This is a genomic window from Phytomonospora sp. NPDC050363 (genome assembly GCF_040655735.1).
Lineage (GTDB): Bacteria > Actinomycetota > Actinomycetes > Mycobacteriales > Micromonosporaceae > Phytomonospora.
On the sequence record NZ_JBFAKK010000010.1, the window covers coordinates 90378 to 109092 of the forward strand.

The following is an 18715-nucleotide window of genomic DNA, read 5'->3' on the forward strand; positions in this document are numbered from 1 at the left end:
TCCGCGACGGCACGGCATCCCCTCCTGCGTGAGGGGCTTTTTTATGCCTTTGAATCGACCTGTCTGTTGAGGTGACAAGACCATGAATGACGTCAATCCCGGCGACATTCCCCCGCACCGTTACGACGCCGGCCTGGCCAACACGATCGAGGCGCGCTGGCAGGAGCACTGGGCGCAGCACGGAACCTTCGACGCGGTGAACCCCACGGGACCGCTGTCCGACCCGTCCCATCCGCGGGCGGGGGCCGAGAAGCTGTTCGTGATGGACATGTTCCCCTACCCTTCGGGCGCGGGGCTGCACGTCGGCCACCCGCTGGGCTACATCGCCACCGACTGTTACGCGCGCTTCAAGCGCATGACCGGCTACAACGTCCTGCACCCGATGGGCTATGACGCCTTCGGCCTGCCGACCGAGATCTACGCGGTGCAGACCGGCCGCCACCCGGCCGAGATCACCGCCGAGAACATCGCCCGCTACCGCGTGCAGCTGAAGCGCCTGGGCATGGGCTACGACACCAAGCGCAGCTTCGCCACCTCGGACCCGGACTACTACAAGTGGACGCAGTGGATCTTCCTGCAGATCTTCAACTCCTGGTACGACCCCGACGCCGACCGCGCGCGGCCGGTCGCGGAGCTGATCGCGTCCTTCGCCGACGGCACGCGCGAGGTTCCCGGCGGCCGTTCGTGGGCTGACCTGAGCGACGTCGAGCGGCGCGAGATCGTCGACGGGCACCGCCTGGTCTACGTCGACGAGGCCCCGGTGAACTGGTGCCCGGGCCTGGGCACGGTGCTGTCCAATGAGGAGGTCACCTCCGAGGGACGCAGCGAGCGCGGCAACTTCCCCGTGTTCACGCGCAACCTGCGCCAGTGGAAGATGCGCATCACCGCCTACTCCGAGCGGCTGCTGGCCGACCTGGACGGCGTGGACTGGCCCGACCCGGTCAAGGCGATGCAGCGCAACTGGATCGGCCGCTCGGTCGGTGCGCACATCGACTTCGCCACCGGCTCCGGCCCGATCCGGGTGTTCACCACGCGCCCCGACACCGTCTTCGGCGCGACCTACATGGTCCTGGCCCCCGAGCACGGCCTGGTCGACGAGCTGGTCCCGGCGGCGTGGCCGGAGGGCACGCACGAGGTGTGGACCAACGGGCACGCGACGCCGGCGGAGGCCGTCGCGGCCTACCGGAAGTTCGCCGCCGCCAAGACCGATGTGGAGCGCCAGGAGGGCGCCAAGGACAAGACGGGCGTGTTCGTGGGCGCCTACGCGGTCAACCCGGTGACGGGCACCGAGGTGCCGGTGTTCATCGCCGACTACGTCCTGGCCGGCTACGGCACGGGCGCGATCATGGCCGTCCCCGGGCAGGACGAGCGCGACTGGGCCTTCGCGGAGGCCTTCGAGCTGCCGATCATCCGCACGGTCCAGCCGACGGAGGGCTTCGACGGCAAGGCCTTCACGGGTGAGGGCCCGGCGATCAACTCCAGCTCCGAGGGCATCAGCCTGGACGGGCTGGGGGTCGTCGAGGCGAAGGCCCGCATCATCGCGTGGCTGGAGGAGAACGGCCACGGGGTCGGCGCGATCACCTACCGCCTGCGGGACTGGTTGTTCTCCCGTCAGCGGTACTGGGGCGAGCCCTTCCCGGTCGTCTACGACGAGACCGGCATGCCGGTGGCGCTGCCGGAGTCGATGCTGCCGGTGGAGCTGCCCGAGATCGACGACTTCTCCCCGAAGACCTTCGATCCCGACGACGCCGACACCGCGCCGGAGCCCCCGCTGGGGCGTGCGACGGACTGGGTGAACGTCACCCTGGACCTGGGCGACGGGCCGAAGCGGTACCGCCGCGAGACCAACACGATGCCCAACTGGGCCGGGTCGAGCTGGTACGAGATCCGCTACATCGACCCCGCCGACACCGAGGCGATCGCCGCGCCGGAGAACGAGCGGTACTGGATGGGCCCGCGCGACGGCGGGCACATCGGCGGCGTCGACCTGTACGTCGGCGGCGTGGAGCACGCGGTGCTGCACCTGCTGTACGCGCGTTTCTGGCAGAAGGTCCTGTTCGACCTGGGCCACGTGTCCACCGCCGAGCCCTTCAAGCGCCTGATCAACCAGGGCTACATCCAGGCGTACGCATACACCGACAAGCGCGGCGTGTACGTCCCGGCGGCCGAGGTCGAGGAGCGCGACGGGAACTTCTACCACGACGGCGAGCAGGTCAACCGCGAGTACGGCAAGATCGGCAAGTCGCTGAAGAACGTCGTCACGCCCGACGAGATGTGCGACGAGTACGGCGCCGACACCTTCCGCGTCTACGAGATGTCGATGGGCCCGCTGGAGGCCTCGCGGCCGTGGGACACGCGTGCCGTGATCGGCTCGCAGCGCTACCTGCAGCGCCTGTGGCGCAACGTCGTCGACGAGGCCACCGGCCGGGTGCTGATCGCCGACGTCGAGCCCGCCGAGGAGACCTGGAAGATCCTGCACCACACTATCGCGGGCGTCCGCGAGGACATGGAGCACCTGCGGCTGAACACCGCGATCGCCAAGCTGATCACGCTGAACAACCACGTGACCGGTCTGGCGGAGGTGCCGCGGGCGGTCGCCGAGGCGCTGATCCTGATGACGGCGCCGATCGCGCCGCACATCGCCGAGGAGCTGTGGGAGCGCATCGGGCACACCGAGTCGCTGGGCAACACCGACTACCCGGTCGCCGACGAGGCTTACCTGGTGGTGGAGACGGTGACCTATCCCGTGCAGGTCAACGGGAAGGTGCGCGGCCGGATCGAGGTCGCCGCCGACGCCGACGAGGCCACCGTCCGCGAGGCGGCGCTGGCCGAGGAGAAGGTCGCCGCCGCGCTGGAGGGCAAGGAGCCGCGCAAGGTGATCGTGATCGCCGGGCGCATGGTCTCGATCGTCGCCTGACCTGACGAGCGCGAAGGGGCCGCCCTACGAGCTAGGGCGGCCCCTTCGCGTCACACCAGGCCGGCGACCTCGCCATAGGGCGGGAACACCGACGGCTGAACCGTCCCGTCGGCGACGGCGGCCATCGTCGTGGTGAGCGCGTGCAGGGTCGCCCGGAACAGCAGTGAACCGGTGCTGATCCGGGCCACGCCCAGGGAGGCGAGCCTGGCGGGAGTGTGCCTGCCGTAGACGAGGTTGACCGGGACGCCGGCCGCCTTCACGACCGTCTCGATCTCGCGCTCGTCGTCGAGAGCGGGCACGAAGACCCCGTCGGCACCGGCGTCGACGTAGGCGCGCACCCGCCGCAGGGTCTCCTCGACCGGCGCGAGCTTCAGCCAGTGCGTGTCGGTCCGGGCGTTGACGAAGACCTCCGGGGCGGCGGCCTTGACCGCCGCGACCACCGCCGCCATGTGCTCCGCCGGAACGAGCCGGTCCTCCCGGCCGTCCTCGATGTTGACCCCGGCGACGCCCAGCTCGGCGAGCTCGGCGACCAGTTCGGCGACCTCGCCGACGTCTTCCGAAAAGCCGTTCTCGACGTCGACGGTGACGTGCGCCGGCAGGCGGGCCATGAGTCCGGCGAGCGCGATGTTCTCGGCGCGTGTCACGCCGGCGGCGTCGGGCTTCCCGGCCGCGACGGCGACGCCGAGGCTGGTGGTGCCCACCGCCGGGTGGGTCGCGGCGAGCACCGCGGCGCTGGCGTAGTCCCACGCGTTCGGCAGCAGCAGCGGCGATCCGGGGACGTGCAGGTCGGCGAAGGCGGTCATCGGGCCGCCACCTCCTCGACGACGCCGGTGGCGATGGCCATGGCCTGCGCCTCGCCGGGGCAGGGCCTGCGGCCGGCGCCGAACGCGAACTCGGGTCCGCCCGAGACGTCGAGGACGACAGGTGTGCCCGGTGGCAGCACCCGGTCACCGAAGGGCGTCTCCTCCCTTGTGACGCGGCGCAGCGCGGGCACCGGCGGGTCGTGCCGGAAGGCTCGCGTGAGCGCGTCGGCGGCGTCCCGGGCTCCCGGGAGCGAGGACACCGCCGAACGGATGATCTTCGCCGTGGCGGCGTGGGCCTGTAGCGGCAGCGACACGCGCGCGGCGACCTCCTCGTCGTCGCCGGGACCGAGCAGCGACACCAGTGTCGCCACGGCCGCGTCGACCTCGGCCGAAGGGGCGCTCCCGGTGAGGTATCCGGCCGCGACGACCGGGACCGCGGCGGCGAAGGCGTCGACGTCGGTGACGCCCAGCGCCGTGGCCAGCACACGCACGGGGACCTCGTCGGCGAGCCGGTCGAGGCCCGCACCACCGTCGAGGAGCGTCCGGGTGGTCTTGCGCGCTTCCTCACGCAGCGACGCCGGGTCGAGTGCGCCGATCTCCGCGACGGCCATCGCCCGCCGCCTGCGGTGCGCCTCGCCTTCGGTGAAGCGCCCGACGGTACGGCGCACCCACGCCATCCCGCCGGTCTCGTCGGATCGGGGCGGGACCACGGTGAAGCGCTCGTCGTCGAGGACGGCGGTGATCTGTGCGGGATCGGTGACGGTCAGGCTCTCCATGGACCGAACCCTAGGCGCCGGACGTTTCGGCGCCGGCCGAACTAGATCAGTTCCATCGCGTTGTTCGCGTCGGGCGGTAACTGCTTCGGGTTGATCGCCGAGAGCCGTTCGTTTCGCAGGGCATTGGGCCAGGTGTCGTCCAGCGGCACCAGCTGCGTGCCGGTCACCCAGCTCAGCAGCAGGTCGGCGAGCAGCGGGTTGCGGGCCAGTGCGGGGCCGTGCAGGTAGGTGCCCATGATCCGGCCCGCCCACGCGCCCTCGGTGGCCCCGTCGTTGCCGATGCCGTGCGTGACGGTCGCCAGCGGCGCGGCGTTCGGTCCGACGAACGTGCGGCCGCCGTGGTTCTCGAAACCGGTCAGCGTCGGCACGTGCAGCCGCGGGTCGATCTGCCCGGCGAGCTCCCCGACGGCGCGCTTGTCGCCGCGCTGGGAGTGGATGTCGAGCAGGCCGAGACCGGCGTGCTGCTCACCCTTGGCCATGAAGGACGTGCCCATGATCTGGTAGCCGGCGCACACCGAGAAGATCACCGCGCCCCGGTTCACCGCGCGAGGGAGACCCCCGTCGGCGCGGAGCCGGTCGGCGGCCAGTGCCTGCGGACCGTCCTCGCCGCCGCCGATGAGGTAGATGTCGCCCTCGGTCGGCATGTGCTTGTCGCTGGTGACCTCGACGATGTCGACGTCGATGCCGCGCCCGATCGCGCGGTAGGCGAGGACCTGGAGGTTGCCGCGGTCCCCGTAGGTCGACAGCAGGTCCGGGTACAGCCAGACCAGGCGCAGGGTGCTCAGCGACGGCCTAGTTGACACGGTCGAACTCCGATCGGATGTCCTGGAAGGCGGTGTAGTTGGCGATGACCTCGACGTTGCCCTCCGGTGCGGTCCGAAGCGCGGCGGCGAAGTTGTCCACGACGGTGAAGTCGATCCCGTTGACCTGGAGCCGCACGGCGAGGTCGAAGCGGCGGTCGCCGGTGACCAGGACCTGTCGCCCGAGGACGGGGGAGAAGTCCACGTCGTAGATCCAGGAGGTGTCGTAGCCGTCCACCTCGCGGGCGTTGAGGCACAGCGTCACCGGGCAGCCCGGGTCGAGCATGTCGAAGGCCTCCAGCCAGCCGGCCGGGTTCTTCGCCAGCAGCAGGCGCGCGCGGCGGCCGTCGCGGCGGACCACCGCGTAACGGCCGGCGACGGAGCGGACCTTCGACAGCTGCGGCACGGCCTCGGTGAGCGGCACGCCGAACTCGGCGGCGATCGCCAGGGCGGTGGCGGCGTTGTTGCGGTTGACCTGGCCCGGCAGCTGCAGGCTCAGCGTCGCGCGCTGGCCGGTGGGGTCGACGACCTGGTCGCCGTCGACCGACCACTGCGGCGACGGGCGCGTCAGGCCGCAGTTGGTGCAGCGCCAGTACTCGCCGTAGCGGTCGAGGCGCTTGCCGCATTCGGGGCAGGCCCAGGAGTCCTCCTGCCAGCGCTGGCCGCCGGCGACCCAGGTGACGCGGGGGACGGCCTGTGCGGCCCAGGTGACCATGGGGTCGTCGGCGTTGGCGATGACGTGGATGTCGGGGTGCGCGGTCAGGGCCGTGCGCCACTTCTCGGCGAGCATCCCGACCTCCATCGCGCGGTCGAGCTGGTCGCGGGAGAGGTTGAGGAGAGCCACGACGCGGGGCCTGGCCTCCACGAGCAGCTGGGCGAGGTAGTGCTCGTCGACTTCGAGGATGGCGTTGCTGGCCTCGGGCGCCTTCGCCAGCGCGGTCGTGTGCCCGGTGGGCATGTTCGCGCCGAAGCTGTTGGTGGCGACGGGGCCGAGCGCGCTGAGCGCGGCGGCGGTGAAGCGCGTCGTCGTGGTCTTGCCGTTGGTGCCCGAGATCAGGGCGACCTGCCGGTTCTCCGAGAGGAGGGCCAGCAGGCGGGGCTCGACCTTGAGGCCGACGCGCCCGCCGATGACGGAGCCGTCGCCGCGTCCGCTCACACGCGAGAGAGTGGCGGCCGTGCGCAGCAGGGCGGTCGCCAGTCGTGCTCGGGGCGACAGGTTCGTCATCGGTACCGGTCCTTCGAAGAGGCGTCGTGATGCCACGGGAAGTCTGACACACGGGCGTCCGGCGGCCTTCCGATGGCGGGATTTGAGGTGCTTCCCACCGCAGGGCCCCGCTTCACGCCCCCGTCATGCCCGCCGGTGCGACCCCTCCGCGTGCACCGGGTCGTCCCGCGATCGCGCCGAACGCGCGCCGATCCCGGGGGTAAAGAGGTGAAGACGGAGCCCGTCGCCGGCCCTCCACTTCGCTCCCGCGTTTCCCTCCACATCCCTCCCCGCCCCCTTCCGTTCGGTGTTCGCCCGCACTCGCCCGCACTGCGGCCGTCGGCGTCCGATAGCGCCGCCGAATGGCATTCCCCGAGCGTATGCGGCCTTCCATTGGGGCCAGATCCCTTGTGTCGCAAGCGATTCCCGCTGTCGGACATCGGCGGCGTTCACTCGATCGGGCGACCCCTGCCTTGTCAACCCGCAGCAGGGCTATTGATCACAGTCCACTTCCCTCCACCCCTCTGACCTGCTCTGATACCCGAACCGCCCAGCAGATTTCGCCGAATTGGCCCTTGTGAGTGGAGGGAAGTGGAGTACAGTGGGGCGAACTGGTGGAGCCGGGAGGCCTCACCGGCCTCCTCGTCAATGCGCAACCGGGGGAAGGGGTCACCGATGTTCCTCGGGACCCACACCCCGCGCCTCGACGAGAAAGGCCGGCTGATTCTCCCGGCGAAATTCCGCGAGGAGCTGGCCGGTGGTCTGGTGATGACGAAAGGACAGGAACGCTGTCTCTACGTTTTCCCGGGCACCGAGTTCACGCGACTCGCGGAGGAGTTGCAGCAAGCACCGTTGACGAGCAAGGCAGTCAGGGCGTACAACCGCGTGTTCTTCGCGAGCGCGCACGACGAGATCCCGGACAAACAGGGTCGCGTCACCATCCCGCAGAGGCTTCGGGAGTACGCCGGACTGAACCGCGACCTTGTCGTGATCGGTGCGAGTACGCGAGTTGAGGTGTGGGACTCCCAGGCGTGGGAGGCCTACCTGGCCGAAAACGAGGAGGCGTTCGCCGACATCGAGGAGGGGGTTCTGCCCTCGGCCCTCTAGTCGGTTCTCCAGAAGCGATACGGCGAGGACCAGCGCGACGCGGTGGACGACGGTCACGGACAGGGCCGGAAGTCCGGCGGGTCGCCGATCGGTCTCGGCGACGAATTGAGCGGCACGGCTGACCGGGACGCGGAAGCGGCCCGGTGAGTGGTCTCAGCGACATAGGGGATCGTCGGGGCCGGCGTACCGCCTGGTCCAGGCCGATACCTGGCACTTCTTCCCCGGTGCCAGGGACCGGCCTGTACCAGGCGGTATGACGCGAAGCGGCGGGGCAACGGACCCGCCGCCTCCGGCCACGTACGGCACACCGCGATGCGGGCGATGAGGCCCGCGTGCCGTATGTACCGCCCGGGGATGCCAAGGAAGCGGCGATGATGGGGGTCGACATGGTGGAGCGCGCCGTGCACGTGCCGGTGATGCTCGAGCCTGTCCTCGGGCTGCTGAGCCCCGCCCTCGAGGGCGGGCCGAAGGTCTGCGTGGACGCCACCCTCGGGCTGGGCGGCCACAGCGAGGCCCTGCTGACCCGCTTTCCCGAACTGACGGTGATCGGCCTCGACCGCGATCCCAACGCGCTCAAGCTCGCCTCGGAGCGGCTCGCCGGTTTCGGGGAGCGCTTCCGGGCCGTGCACTCCGTCTACGACCGGATGCCGCACGTCCTCGAGGATCTGGGCGTCGAGACCGTCGACGGGATCCTCTTCGACCTCGGGGTCTCCTCCATGCAGCTGGACGAGGCCGACCGCGGCTTCGCCTACGCGCAGGACGCGCCCCTGGACATGCGGATGGACCCGACGACCGGGATCACCGCCGAAGAGGTCGTCAACACCTACGAGGCACGCGACCTGGCCCGGATCCTGCGCGAGTACGGGGAGGAGAAGTTCGCGCCGAGGGTCGCCAAGGCCATCGTCAACGCCCGCGCGAAAGAGCGCATCACCTCGTCGAGGTTTCTCGCCGACCTGATCCGGGAATCCATCCCCGCCGCGGCCCGCCGGACCGGCGGTCACCCCGCCAAGCGCGCCTTCCAGGCGCTGCGGATCGAGGTGAACGCCGAACTGGAGGTCCTGGCGAGGGCTCTCCCGGCGTCGCTGGGAGTGCTGGCGGTAGGCGGGCGGATCGTGGTGCTGTCGTACCACTCCCTCGAAGACCGCATGGTCAAACGGGCCCTGGCCCCGCTGACGAAGTCGAGTTCGCCCGCCGGGCTGCCGTTCGAACTGCCCGGCACCGAACCGACCTTCCGGCTGCTCACCCGCGGCGCCGAACTACCCGGCGACGAGGAGACGGCGGCCAACCCGCGAGCGGCCTCGGCGCGCATGCGCGCCGCCGAACGTGTACGAGCCGACCACCACAGGCACGCGAACTTGGGGGAGGACCAGTCATGAGCGTGAACAAGAAAGGTACGAACCTGGGTCGCGCCGACCGCGAGGAGATCGTCAAGGCGGCCCGCCGGCGCGCCAGAGCGGCCGACTCGCGCCGCCGTGCGCTGGCCGGCGACTCCGCCGCGCCCGTCACCGACGGCCCCCTCGCCCTCCAGCCGCAGATCATCGAGCCCATCGCCGAGCCGGTCGTCGCGCCTCCGGCGGTGGAGCCGAAGGCCCCCGCCAAGCGCCGGCCGGTCCGGCGCCCTGACACGGTCGCGCCGCCGGCGCCGGTCACCACGCCGCGGACCCCGTTCGTGGTGTTCCTGATCGGACTGGTCGCCGCCGGGATCGTCGGCCTGCTGCTGCTCAACACCGCGATCAGCGAGGACGCCTTCGCGCTGCACGAGCTGCGAGGCGAGGGCGCCGCGCTCGACGCCCACGAGCAGCAGCTCAAGGACGAACTGGCCGAACTGTCCTCCCCGGGGAACCTGGCCGCCGCCGCGAAGCGGCTCGGACTGGTCCCCGCCGCCGAGGTCACCTACATCCGGCTGCCCGACGGCCGTGAACTGACGATGCCGAAACCGGGTGGGAACTAGCAGGTGGCACAAGACGACGGCAAACCCCGCCGCGGAAAGAACGGCGACCGCCGCGTCGTCCCGCTCGACAAGAACCGTCGAAGCGCGGGCGACGCGGCTCGTCGTCGTGCCCGCGACGACGCCGAACCCCGCGTGGATCCGCCGCCCTACCGCAGGCGCACCACGGTCCGCCGCGTCGACCGGGACCCGTTTCGGCCCGCGCTGCAACTCCTCGACGGCGGCGGCGCCAAGAGCACCCGCGGCGGCAAGCCGGCCGCCCCGGCCCGCAAGACTCCCGTGCGCGGCAGGGGCACGCCGACCCAGCGGCAGCCGCCGCGCAATCCCGCCCGCCGCAACCGAAACCAGCCCGCCGCCAAGCGGCGCATGACCAAGCGCCGGCTCCCGCGCCTGGCCAGCCCGAACAAGCGCCTGCGGATCGGCACCGTCCTGGTCCTGCTGGTCTTCGCGGTCATCGGCGGCCGGCTCGTCGAACTCCAGGTCACCGACGCCGCCGCCTACGCAGCCGCGGCCCTCGACCAGCGCCTGTACGAGGAGATCCTGCCCGCCGAGCGCGGCTCGATCCTCGACCGCGACGGCAACCCCCTCGCCTTCAGCGCCGACGCCCGCTACGTCTACGCCGACCCGGAGATGATCAGCGACCCCCAGGCCGTCGCCGACCAGCTCTCGCCCCTGCTCGGCATCCCCGCCTCCGAACTGCTTCCCAAGCTCCAGCGGCAGAAGACCGAGGGCGGCGACGCCATCCGCTTCGTGTACCTCGCGCGGGGTGTCGACATCGAGGTCGGCGACCGGGTCACCGCGCTGGAGAACCCGGCCGTGCGCGTCCGCCACGACGAACGGCGCGTGGTGCCCGGCCACGACCTCGCCGCCAACATCCTCGGCTTCACCGGCGACGAGGCCAAGGGCCTGGCCGGACTGGAGGCCCAGTACGACGATCTGCTGCGCGGCGTCGACGGGAAACGCACCTACGAGGTGACACCGGGTGAAGACCCGCAGGAGATCCCCGGCGGCTTCAACCGCGAGGACCCCGCCCGTCCCGGATCCTCGCTGCAGCTGACCATCGACCAGGACCTCCAGTTCCGCGCACAGCAGATCCTCACCGATCAGATGAAGACGGCCAACGGCTCCTTCGGCGCCGCGGTGATCATGGACGTCAAGACCGGCGAGGTCGTCGGCCTGGCCAGCACGCCCTCGTACGACGCCGCCGACCCCTTCAAGTACGACGCGAAGCTGATGCAGGACTGGGCGGCCAGCGCGGTCGTCGAGCCCGGGTCGGTGCACAAGGCGATCATCGTCAGCGCCGCCCTGGAGGAGGGCCTGATCAAGCCCGACGAGACGATCGTGGTCCCGCCGACGCTCCAGGTCGCCGACAACCTCTACAAGGACACCCACTACCACACCGAGCGCCCGATGACGCTCGGCGGAATCCTCGCCTACTCCTCCAACGTCGGCACGATCGAACTGGCCGACATGCTCGGCGCGGAGAAGGTCTACGAGTACCAGCAGCGGTTCGGGCTGGGCGCGACCACCGGTGTCGGCGTCGCCGGTGAGGCCGAGGGGATCGTGCGGCCCTCCGACACCTGGCAGGGCTCGGACTTCGGTTCCATCCCCATCGGACTCGGCGTCGCGGTGACCCCGCTGCAGATGGCCGCGGCCTACAACGCCCTCGCCAACGGCGGCACCTGGATCCAGCCGTCGCTGGTGAAGTCGACCATCGCGCCGGACGGCACCGTCACCCCTGCCCAGGCACCGGTCACGCGGCAGATCGTCTCGAAGGAGACCTCCGACGAGATGCGGCACCTGCTCCAGGCGCCCATCGCGGTCCCGGACGGGACCGGCCACACCGCGCGGCTTGAGGGGTACCTCATCGGCGGCAAGACCGGCACCGGTCAGCTCGCCAAGGACGGCGGCTACGCCACCGGAGAGGTCGCGGGCTTCGTGGGCTTCGCGCCCGCCGACGCGCCCCGCTTCACCGTCGCGGTCTTCATCTACACCCCCGGCGGCGGCGGTGGCGCGGTCGCCGGTCCGGCCTTCCGCGACATCATGGCCTTCACGCTGGGGCACTTCCGGGTTCCGCCGTCGACCGAGCCGGAACCGGAGTTCGTCATCTACGGCTGACGGGCCCGCGAAACGCGGCGGCCCCGCCACGGGCAGTGGCGGGGCTCGCGAACGCAGATGTGTCAGGGCTGGGTGTCGCCGGAGCCGGTCATGCCCTGGAGCTTGTCCTTGGCCTTGTCGACGTGGCCGGCGTGCTTGTTCTTCGTCTTCTCGTTGACGAAGTCCGAGGCCTTCTCGATCCCCTGGTCGACCTTGTCGTCGTGGCGCGACACGGTCTCCTTGACCTTGTCGAAGCCTTCCTTGATCTTGTCGCCGAAGCCCATGGTGACCCCTCCTGAAGATCGTCTCGATCCCATTCCAGCAGGGCCGTCACCGGGTCGCAGGCATTCGCGGAATCTCAGACGGCCTTGGCGGGGTGGCGCGGGTTCGGCGCGTTCTGCGGGGTAGGGTCTCGACGTGTCTGGCTACCCTCGTCCCCGTTCCGTGCGGCCTTGTCCGCTACGCGACCTGGCCTCCTTCCTGTCCGTTCCGTGCCCGGCGGAAGCGGTCGAGGTGACCGGCGTGACCCTCGCCTCCCAGGAGGTGCGGCCGGGTGACCTGTACGCGGCCCTGCCGGGCGCGCGGCGGCACGGGGCGGAGTTCATCGCCGACGCTGCCGCGTCGGGCGCGGTGGCCGTCCTGACCGACGCGCGCGGCGCCGCGGTCGCCGCCGAGCACGGACTTCCGGCACTGATGATCGAGGACCCCCGCGCGGTCCTCGGTGGAGTGGCCGCCCGCGTCTACGGAGACCCGACCTCGCGCCTGCGGGTCCTGGGCATCACCGGCACCAACGGCAAGACCTCGACGGCGTACCTGATCGAGGCGGGCCTTCGCGCGGCCGGCCGCGACGTCGGCATCATCGGGACCGTCGCCACCGTGATCGGCGACGAGACCCTCACCAGCGTCCGCACGACACCCGAGGCGCCCGACCTCCAGGCCCTGTTCGCCTACGCCCTCGAACAGGGCGTCACCGACGTGGTCATGGAGGTCTCCAGCCACGCCCTCGCGCAGGGCCGGGCCGACGGCACCACCTTCGCCGTCGGCGGCTTCACCATGTTCGGCGTCGATCACCTCGACTTCCACGCCGACATGGAGGACTACTTCGCGGCCAAGGCGAAGCTCTTCGACGGGCGCTGCCGCAGCGAGGTCGTCAACCTCGACGACCAGTCCGCGCGCCGCCTCATCAAACCCACGACCGCCACCTACACCGTGCAGCCGGCCGACGCCTCCTCCGCCGACTGGGCCGCCGCCGACATCACCGGCGAGGGCTTCGACCAGCGCTTCACCGTCCGCGGCCCCGGCGGCTTCGAGAAGGCCGGCTCCGTGCGGCTTCCCGGCCGCCACAACGTCTCCAACGCGCTGCTCGCCGTCGCGATGCTCGCCGAGGCGGGGGTGGACCCGGCGGTCGCCGTCGACGGCGTCGCCACCTGCCGCGGCATCCCCGGCCGCATGGAGCGCGTCGGTGAGGGACCGGTACTCGGCGTCGTCGACTACGCGCACAAGCCCGACGCGATCCACGCCGTTCTGGAGGCGCTGCGCGCCATCACACCCGGCCGCGTCATCGCCGTCATCGGCGCCGGCGGCGACCGCGACCAGGGCAAGCGCGTCCTCATGGGCAAGGCCGCCGCGCACGGTGCCGACCTCGTCATCGTCACCGACGACAACCCCCGCACCGAGGACCCCGCGGCCATCCGCGGCGGGGTCATCGAGGGGATCGGCGACGGCGGGCACCTGGAGATCGCCGACCGCGCCGAGGCCATCGCCTCGGCCGTCGCACAGGCTCGCGACGGGGACACCGTCGCCGTGCTGGGCAAGGGACACGAACAAGGCCAGGAACTCGCCGAGGAGGTCGTCCCCTTCGACGACCGCGTGGTCCTCGGCGAGGCGCTCGACGGCGTCCTGGCACGAAACGGCGGGAGGGCCGGGGCATGATCGCGCTGACACTGACCGAGATCGCGACCGCCGTGGGCGGTGAGCTCCACGGAGCGGCCGACCCGTCGGCGACGATCACCGGACCGGTCGAGCACGACTCCCGCAAGGTCGCCGAGGGCGGCCTGTTCGTCGCCATCACCGGCGAGCGCTCCGACGGCCACGACTTCGCCCAGGGCGCCATCGCCGACGGTGCCCTGGCGGTCCTCGGGACGCGCCGTGTCGAAGGCGTGCCGATGATCCTGGTCGACGACCCGGTCGTCGCGCTCGGGAAACTCGCCCGCGCCGTCGTCGACCGCCTCGACGGGCTCACGATCGTGGCGATCACCGGCTCGCAGGGCAAGACGTCCACCAAGGACCTCGTCGCCCAGATGTGCGCGCGGCTCGGACCGACGGTCGCCAACCAGGGCAATCTCAACAACGAGCTCGGCTATCCCTACACGGTCCTGCGCGCCGACGAGACGACCCGCTACCTGGTGGTGGAGTCCAGCGCCCGCGCGATCGGCGACATCGCCTACCTCTCGCGCATCGCGCCCCCCGACGTCGCCGTCGTCCTCAACGTCGGCATCGCCCACATGGGCACCTTCGGCTCGCTGGACAACATCGCCGTGGCCAAGGGCGAGCTCATCGAGGCCCTGCCCGCCGAGGGCCTGGCCGTCCTCAACGCCGACGACCCCTTCGTGTCGGCCATGGCGCCGCGCACCAAGGCCCGCGTCCGCACCGTCGGCATGTCGGAGGGCGCCGGGCTGCGCGCCGTCGGCGTGGTCCTCGACGGGGCCGGTCGCGCGAGCTTCGAGCTGACCGGCACCGAGGGCACCGCCGCGGTGCGGCTGGGCCTCAGCGGCGCGCACATGGTCGGCAACGCCCTCTCGGCGGCCGCGGTCGCCCTCGAACTCGGCATGCCCTTCGCGGACCTGCCCGTGGCGCTCGGCGAGCTGCGCGTCGCCTCGGAGCGCCGGATGGACGTCTTCGACCGCGTCGACGGCGTCACCGTCATCGACGACAGCTACAACGCCAACCCCGATTCGATGGCCGCCGCGATCCGCGCGCTGGCCGCGATCGGCGAGGGCCGGCGCCGGATCGCGGTGCTGGGCTACATGGCCGAACTCGCCGAGGGCGAACTCGAGTGTCACACCGCAGTGGGCAACCAGGCGGCCGACGCGGGCGTGTCCCTGTTGATCTCGGTACAGGACATCGCCGCGCCGATCAGTGACGCGGCGGCTGCGCGCGGTGTGGAGGCGGTGAACGTGCCCGACCAGGAGGCGGCGATCGCGAAGCTGTCCGGCGAGCTGCGGCCGGGCGACGTCGTGTTGGTCAAGGGTTCCCGATACCGTACGTGGATCGTCGCGGACGAACTCCGCGGCGCCAAGGCGGACGACCAGTCCAAGGCGGAGGTCGCGTGAGGTCGGTAATCGTCGCCGCGTTCGTGGCGTTCGGGATATCGCTGTTCGGTACCCCGCTGGCGATCAAGGGCTTCACCCGCCTCAAGGCCGGTCAGCCGATCCGCACCGACGGTCCCGCCGCGCACCTGGCGAAGAAGGGCACGCCCACCATGGGCGGCGTCGTCTTCATCCTCGCCACGATCATCGCCTACGTCGTCGGGCACCTGGTGCTGCTGACGATCCCGGAGGTCCCGGGCCGCCCGCGCGGTTACACCCTCACCGGTGTGGTGCTGCTCGGGCTGCTGTTCTTCATGGGCCTGGTCGGATTCCTCGACGACTACCTCAAGGTCCGCCGGCGCAACAGCGGCGGCCTCAACAAGCGCGGGAAGGTCCTCGGGCAGCTCATCGTGGGCGCCTTCTTCGGCTACCTGGCGCTGTACTTCCCGAGCGACTACGAGCCGCAGACGACCGTCGGCAGCCAGTTCATGTCCTTCGTGCGGGACATGCCCTACCTGGACCTGACGAAGATCGGCGCGGTCGTGCTGTTCGTCTTCGTCATCATCGCCACCTCCAACGGCGTGAACCTCACCGACGGCCTCGACGGGCTGGCCACCGGCGCCTCGATCATGGTGCTCACCGCCTACGCGGTCATCGCGTTCTGGCAGTACCGCCACTGGTGCGGCGAGCCGGCCACGAACCTCTACTGCTACGAGGTCCGCGACCCGCTGGAGATCGCCCTGATCGCCGGGGCCGCCGCCGGGGCGTGCTTCGGCTTCCTGTGGTGGAACGCCTCGCCCGCGCGCATCTTCATGGGCGACACCGGCGCGCTGGGCCTCGGCGGACTCATCGGCGGACTCGCGCTGACCACGAAGACGATCCTGCTGCTGCCGATCGTCGGCCTGCTCTTCGTGATCATCACGATGTCGGTGATCATCCAGATCATCTCCTTCAAGACCACCGGGCGGCGCGTGTTCCGGATGGCGCCGCTCCAGCACCACTTCGAACTCGCCGGGTGGAGCGAGGTCAACATCGTGATCCGCTTCTGGATCATCGCCGGGATCGGTGTGGCCATCGGCCTCGGCCTGTTCTACGCGGACTTCCTCAGGGTGGTGGGATGAGCGTGAAGGCTCTCGTCGCCGGGACCGGCATCGCCGGGACGGCCAGTGCGCGGGTGCTCCTCGAACGGGGAGCCGAGGTGACCGTCTACGACCGCGTCGACGGACCCGCCCTCGAAGCGCTGCATGAGGCGGGCGCCCGCGTCGTGCACGGTGAGGAGCCGCCGCTGGCGGTCCTCGACGAGGTCACCGACGTCGTGCTGTCGCCGGGCTTCGCCCCGCACCATCCGCTGGCGACGGCCGCGGTCGACCGAGGGCTCGACGTCTACTGCGAACCGGAGCTCGCCTGGCGCATCCGCCCCGAGGGCGGTGCCCCGTGGCTGGCGCTGACCGGGACGAACGGCAAGACCACGACCGTCACCATGCTCGCCTCGATCCTGTCGGCTGCCGGGCTGCGCAGCGCGGCCCTCGGCAACTTCGGCGTCCCGCTGGTGTCCGCCGTCGACGCCGGCTACGACGTCCTGGCCGTTGAGCTGTCCAGTTTCCAGCTCCACTGGTCGCGCGACCTGGCGCCTGAGGCGGGCGCGATCCTCAACCTCGCCGAGGACCACCTGGAGTGGCACGGCGACTTCGACGCCTACGCCTCGGCCAAGACCAACATCTGGCGCGCCGGGGTGTGCATCGGCAACCTCGACGACGAGCTGACCGCCGCGGCCCTCGCCGAGGCGAAGGGCCTGCACGTCGGTTTCACCCTGTCCCACCCGCCGGCCGGGTCCTTCGGCGTCATCGACGACACGCTCGTCGACCACACCGGACCCGAACCCGTCGAGCTGTGCCGGACCTCCGACATCCTCCTGCCGGGGCGGCACAACATCGCCAACGCCCTCGCGGCGGCGACCCTCGCGCGGCTGCACGGCGTCAAGCCCGCCGCGATCGCCGAGGGCCTGCGCGGCTACCGTCCCGAACCGCACCGGATCGCGCACATAGCCACCGTCGGCGGGGTCGAGTACGTCGACGACAGCAAGGCCACCAGCCCGCACGCGGCGAACGTGTCGCTGGCCGCCTACGAGCGGATCGTGTGGATCGCCGGCGGCCAGCTCAAGGGCGTCGACGTCAACGAACTCGTCGCCGAGCACGCCCACCGCCTCCAAGGGGTCGTGCTTCTCGGCGTCGACCGCGCCGAACTCGCCGCCGCCGTACGGCGGCACGCTCCGCGGGTGCCGGTCGTCGACATCGCCGACACCGCGCCGGAGCCGGCGATGACCGAGGCCGTCACGGCCGCCGCCCGCATGGCCCACGACGGCGACACGGTGCTCCTCGCGCCGGTCGGGGCCTCGAAGGACATGTACCGGGGCTATCCGCACCGGGGCATCGCCTTCGCCGAGGCGGTGGAGGGTCTGACCCGATGAGCGAACGGTCGCAGCCCCTCGCCGCCCTGCGCGGCCTGCTCGACCGCCCCCTCGCCTCGTACTACCTCCTGCTGTCCTCGGCCGGCCTGCTCGTGATCATCGGCCTGGTCATGGTGTTCTCCGCGACCATGGTCGAGGCCTACGCCGAGGTCGGCAGCTCCTTCGCGGCCATCGCCAAGCAGGCGACCTGGGCCGTGGTCGGCCTGTTCGGCTTCTGGTTCGCCCAGCGTCTCCCGGTGCGCACCTACCGCGGGATCGGGCGGCCCCTGCTGGTCGCCTCGGCGATCCTGCTCGCCGTCCTGGTCGTGTTCCCCTACGTCAGCGCCGGCCCGTTTCGCACCGAGGAGCTGTGGATCATCTTCGGGCCGGTGCAGGTCCAGCCCTCGGAGATGGCGAAGTTCGCGCTGCTGCTGTGGGGCGCCGACCTGCTCGTCCGCAAGGGCCCCAAGATCGCGCTGTGGCGCGAGCTGGCCGTCCCGCTGTTCCCGACGACGGCGATCATCCTCGTCCTGGTCGGCTTCCGCGACCTCGGCACGATGCTGATCATGCTGTGCATGTTCATGGGCCTGCTGTGGACCGCCGGGGTGCGCCTGCGGTTGCTCGGCGGAATGCTCAGCGCCGGCTTCGTCGGCGCCATGGTCCTGGTCGTGCTGGCCAGCCACCGGATGGAACGCTTCGTGTCCTTCCAGAACCCCGAGGACTACGCCGACGACTGGGGCTACCAGGCCATCCAGGGCTACTACGCCATCGCCGACGGCGGCTGGTTCGGCGTCGGCCTCGGCGAGAGCAAGCAGAAGTGGGAGTGGCTGCCCAACGGTCACAACGACTTCATCTTCGCGCTGATCGCCGAGGAGCTCGGACTCGTCGGCTGCGCGGTGATCCTGGCCCTGTTCGCCGTCCTCACCTACGCCGGGCTGCGCATCGCCCGCCGTGTCAACGACCCCTTCCGCCGCCTGGTCGCCGCGGGGGCGACCTTCTGGCTCGCCGGGCAGGCCGTGATCAACATCGGGGGCGTGGTCGGGCTCATGCCCATCACAGGCGTCCCGCTGCCGTTGATCTCCGACGGCGGCAGCGCGCTGGTCGTCACGCTGGTCCTGCTGGGCATGCTGGCGTCCTTCGCGAGAGCCGAACCCGAGGCCGCGAGCGCGTTGCGCGCCCGCAATCCGGGTAAGTGGGTACGCGTACTCTGGGCACCCCTGCCCCCGCTGCAGCGAGGCGGTGACCGGGGTGACCGGAAGCCCACCCGGACCCGGACCAAGTAGCCGTTCCCCCTCGCCGTGCTCGTGGC

General features: G+C 71.1%; 13 protein-coding genes and 2 pseudogenes. 10 read left to right on the top strand and 5 right to left on the bottom strand.

What is annotated here, in order from left to right; translation table 11 throughout:
• The first annotated feature begins 82 nt into the window (after positions 1 to 82).
• Positions 83 to 2917: a leucine--tRNA ligase gene (leuS, locus tag AB0I28_RS25685; RefSeq protein ID WP_357497405.1), complete on the top strand. Its 2835-nt coding sequence runs from the start codon at positions 83 to 85 to the stop codon at positions 2915 to 2917.
• A 50-nt stretch (positions 2918 to 2967) separates the two neighbouring features.
• Here the strand turns inward: leuS and AB0I28_RS25690 are convergent, their stop codons facing one another.
• The 4 genes from AB0I28_RS25690 to AB0I28_RS25705 are packed head-to-tail and all read right to left on the bottom strand — an operon-like array spanning position 2968 to position 6521.
• Positions 2968 to 3720 (bottom strand): isocitrate lyase/phosphoenolpyruvate mutase family protein, encoded by a 753-nt coding sequence (locus AB0I28_RS25690; RefSeq protein WP_357497407.1) that lies wholly within the window; start codon positions 3718 to 3720, stop codon positions 2968 to 2970.
• Positions 3717 to 4496 carry a cytochrome P450 gene (locus AB0I28_RS25695; protein WP_357497409.1) on the bottom strand — a complete coding sequence of 260 codons (780 nt, stop codon included), beginning with the start codon at positions 4494 to 4496 and terminating at the stop codon, positions 3717 to 3719. The genes AB0I28_RS25690 and AB0I28_RS25695 overlap by 4 nt, the downstream gene beginning before the upstream one ends.
• Before the next feature lie 41 nt (positions 4497 to 4537).
• A complete protein-coding gene (locus AB0I28_RS25700) occupies positions 4538 to 5299 on the bottom strand; it encodes a glutamine amidotransferase (RefSeq protein WP_357497410.1) in 762 nt (253 codons plus the stop codon).
• Positions 5289 to 6521 (bottom strand): MurT ligase domain-containing protein, encoded by a 1233-nt coding sequence (locus AB0I28_RS25705; RefSeq protein WP_357497412.1) that lies wholly within the window; start codon positions 6519 to 6521, stop codon positions 5289 to 5291. Before AB0I28_RS25705 ends, AB0I28_RS25700 begins: the two co-directional genes overlap by 11 nt.
• A gap of 654 nt (positions 6522 to 7175) precedes the next feature.
• Between AB0I28_RS25705 and mraZ the strand changes: the two genes are divergently transcribed.
• The 4 genes and pseudogenes from mraZ (at position 7176) to AB0I28_RS25725 (ending at position 11673) form a co-directional block, all read left to right on the top strand.
• Positions 7176 to 7607, top strand: a complete 432-nt coding sequence (gene mraZ / locus AB0I28_RS25710; protein ID WP_357497414.1) for a division/cell wall cluster transcriptional repressor MraZ — start codon at positions 7176 to 7178, stop codon at positions 7605 to 7607.
• 374 nt (positions 7608 to 7981) lie between these two features.
• Positions 7982 to 8945, top strand: a pseudogene (gene rsmH / locus AB0I28_RS25715) (16S rRNA (cytosine(1402)-N(4))-methyltransferase RsmH); the annotation flags it as partial.
• A gap of 34 nt (positions 8946 to 8979) precedes the next feature.
• On the top strand, positions 8980 to 9558 hold the full coding sequence (locus AB0I28_RS25720) for a hypothetical protein (RefSeq protein ID WP_357497794.1): 579 nt from the start codon (positions 8980 to 8982) through the stop codon (positions 9556 to 9558).
• A gap of 3 nt (positions 9559 to 9561) precedes the next feature.
• On the top strand, positions 9562 to 11673 hold the full coding sequence (locus AB0I28_RS25725; RefSeq protein ID WP_357497416.1) for a penicillin-binding protein 2: 2112 nt from the start codon (positions 9562 to 9564) through the stop codon (positions 11671 to 11673).
• Positions 11674 to 11735: 62 nt separating this feature from the next.
• On the opposite strand, the gene AB0I28_RS25730 is transcribed toward AB0I28_RS25725, so the two are convergent.
• Complete coding sequence (locus tag AB0I28_RS25730; RefSeq protein ID WP_357497418.1) at positions 11736 to 11936, bottom strand: antitoxin; 201 nt, start codon at positions 11934 to 11936, stop codon at positions 11736 to 11738.
• Between the two features lie 160 nt (positions 11937 to 12096).
• Here AB0I28_RS25730 and AB0I28_RS25735 point away from each other — a divergent pair, with 160 nt between their 5' ends.
• From AB0I28_RS25735 to ftsW, 5 genes and pseudogenes are all read left to right on the top strand, one after another.
• The gene (locus AB0I28_RS25735) at positions 12097 to 13584 is read left to right on the top strand and encodes a UDP-N-acetylmuramoyl-L-alanyl-D-glutamate--2,6-diaminopimelate ligase (RefSeq protein ID WP_357497772.1); all 1488 of its coding nucleotides are present in this window, start codon (positions 12097 to 12099) and stop codon (positions 13582 to 13584) included.
• A complete protein-coding gene (gene murF, locus AB0I28_RS25740) occupies positions 13581 to 14984 on the top strand; it encodes a UDP-N-acetylmuramoyl-tripeptide--D-alanyl-D-alanine ligase (RefSeq protein WP_357497420.1) in 1404 nt (467 codons plus the stop codon). Before AB0I28_RS25735 ends, murF begins: the two co-directional genes overlap by 4 nt.
• Entirely contained in the window at positions 14981 to 16081 is a 1101-nt protein-coding gene (mraY, locus tag AB0I28_RS25745) for a phospho-N-acetylmuramoyl-pentapeptide-transferase (protein WP_357497422.1), read from the top strand. Before murF ends, mraY begins: the two co-directional genes overlap by 4 nt.
• Positions 16078 to 17427: a UDP-N-acetylmuramoyl-L-alanine--D-glutamate ligase gene (murD, locus tag AB0I28_RS25750; protein WP_357497424.1), complete on the top strand. Its 1350-nt coding sequence runs from the start codon at positions 16078 to 16080 to the stop codon at positions 17425 to 17427. The genes mraY and murD overlap by 4 nt, the downstream gene beginning before the upstream one ends.
• Positions 17424 to 18649, top strand: a pseudogene (gene ftsW, locus AB0I28_RS25755) (putative lipid II flippase FtsW). The gene murD and the pseudogene ftsW overlap by 4 nt, the downstream one beginning before the upstream one ends.
• The last annotated feature ends 66 nt before the right edge of the window (positions 18650 to 18715 follow it).

What these genes read in the sequence shown, in the direction of transcription:
- leuS (WP_357497405.1), top strand. Translation starts at nt 83, where the DNA reads ATGAATGACGTCAATCCCGGCGACATTCCCCCGCACCGTTACGACGCC.
- murD (WP_357497424.1), top strand. Translation starts at nt 16,078, where the DNA reads ATGAGCGTGAAGGCTCTCGTCGCCGGGACCGGCATCGCCGGGACGGCC.
- AB0I28_RS25705 (WP_357497412.1), bottom strand. Translation starts at nt 6,521, where the DNA reads ATGACGAACCTGTCGCCCCGAGCACGACTGGCGACCGCCCTGCTGCGC.
- AB0I28_RS25720 (WP_357497794.1), top strand. Translation starts at nt 8,980, where the DNA reads ATGAGCGTGAACAAGAAAGGTACGAACCTGGGTCGCGCCGACCGCGAG.
- mraZ (WP_357497414.1), top strand. Translation starts at nt 7,176, where the DNA reads ATGTTCCTCGGGACCCACACCCCGCGCCTCGACGAGAAAGGCCGGCTG.
- AB0I28_RS25730 (WP_357497418.1), bottom strand. Translation starts at nt 11,936, where the DNA reads ATGGGCTTCGGCGACAAGATCAAGGAAGGCTTCGACAAGGTCAAGGAG.
- AB0I28_RS25690 (WP_357497407.1), bottom strand. Translation starts at nt 3,720, where the DNA reads ATGACCGCCTTCGCCGACCTGCACGTCCCCGGATCGCCGCTGCTGCTG.
- AB0I28_RS25695 (WP_357497409.1), bottom strand. Translation starts at nt 4,496, where the DNA reads ATGGAGAGCCTGACCGTCACCGATCCCGCACAGATCACCGCCGTCCTC.
- murF (WP_357497420.1), top strand. Translation starts at nt 13,581, where the DNA reads ATGATCGCGCTGACACTGACCGAGATCGCGACCGCCGTGGGCGGTGAG.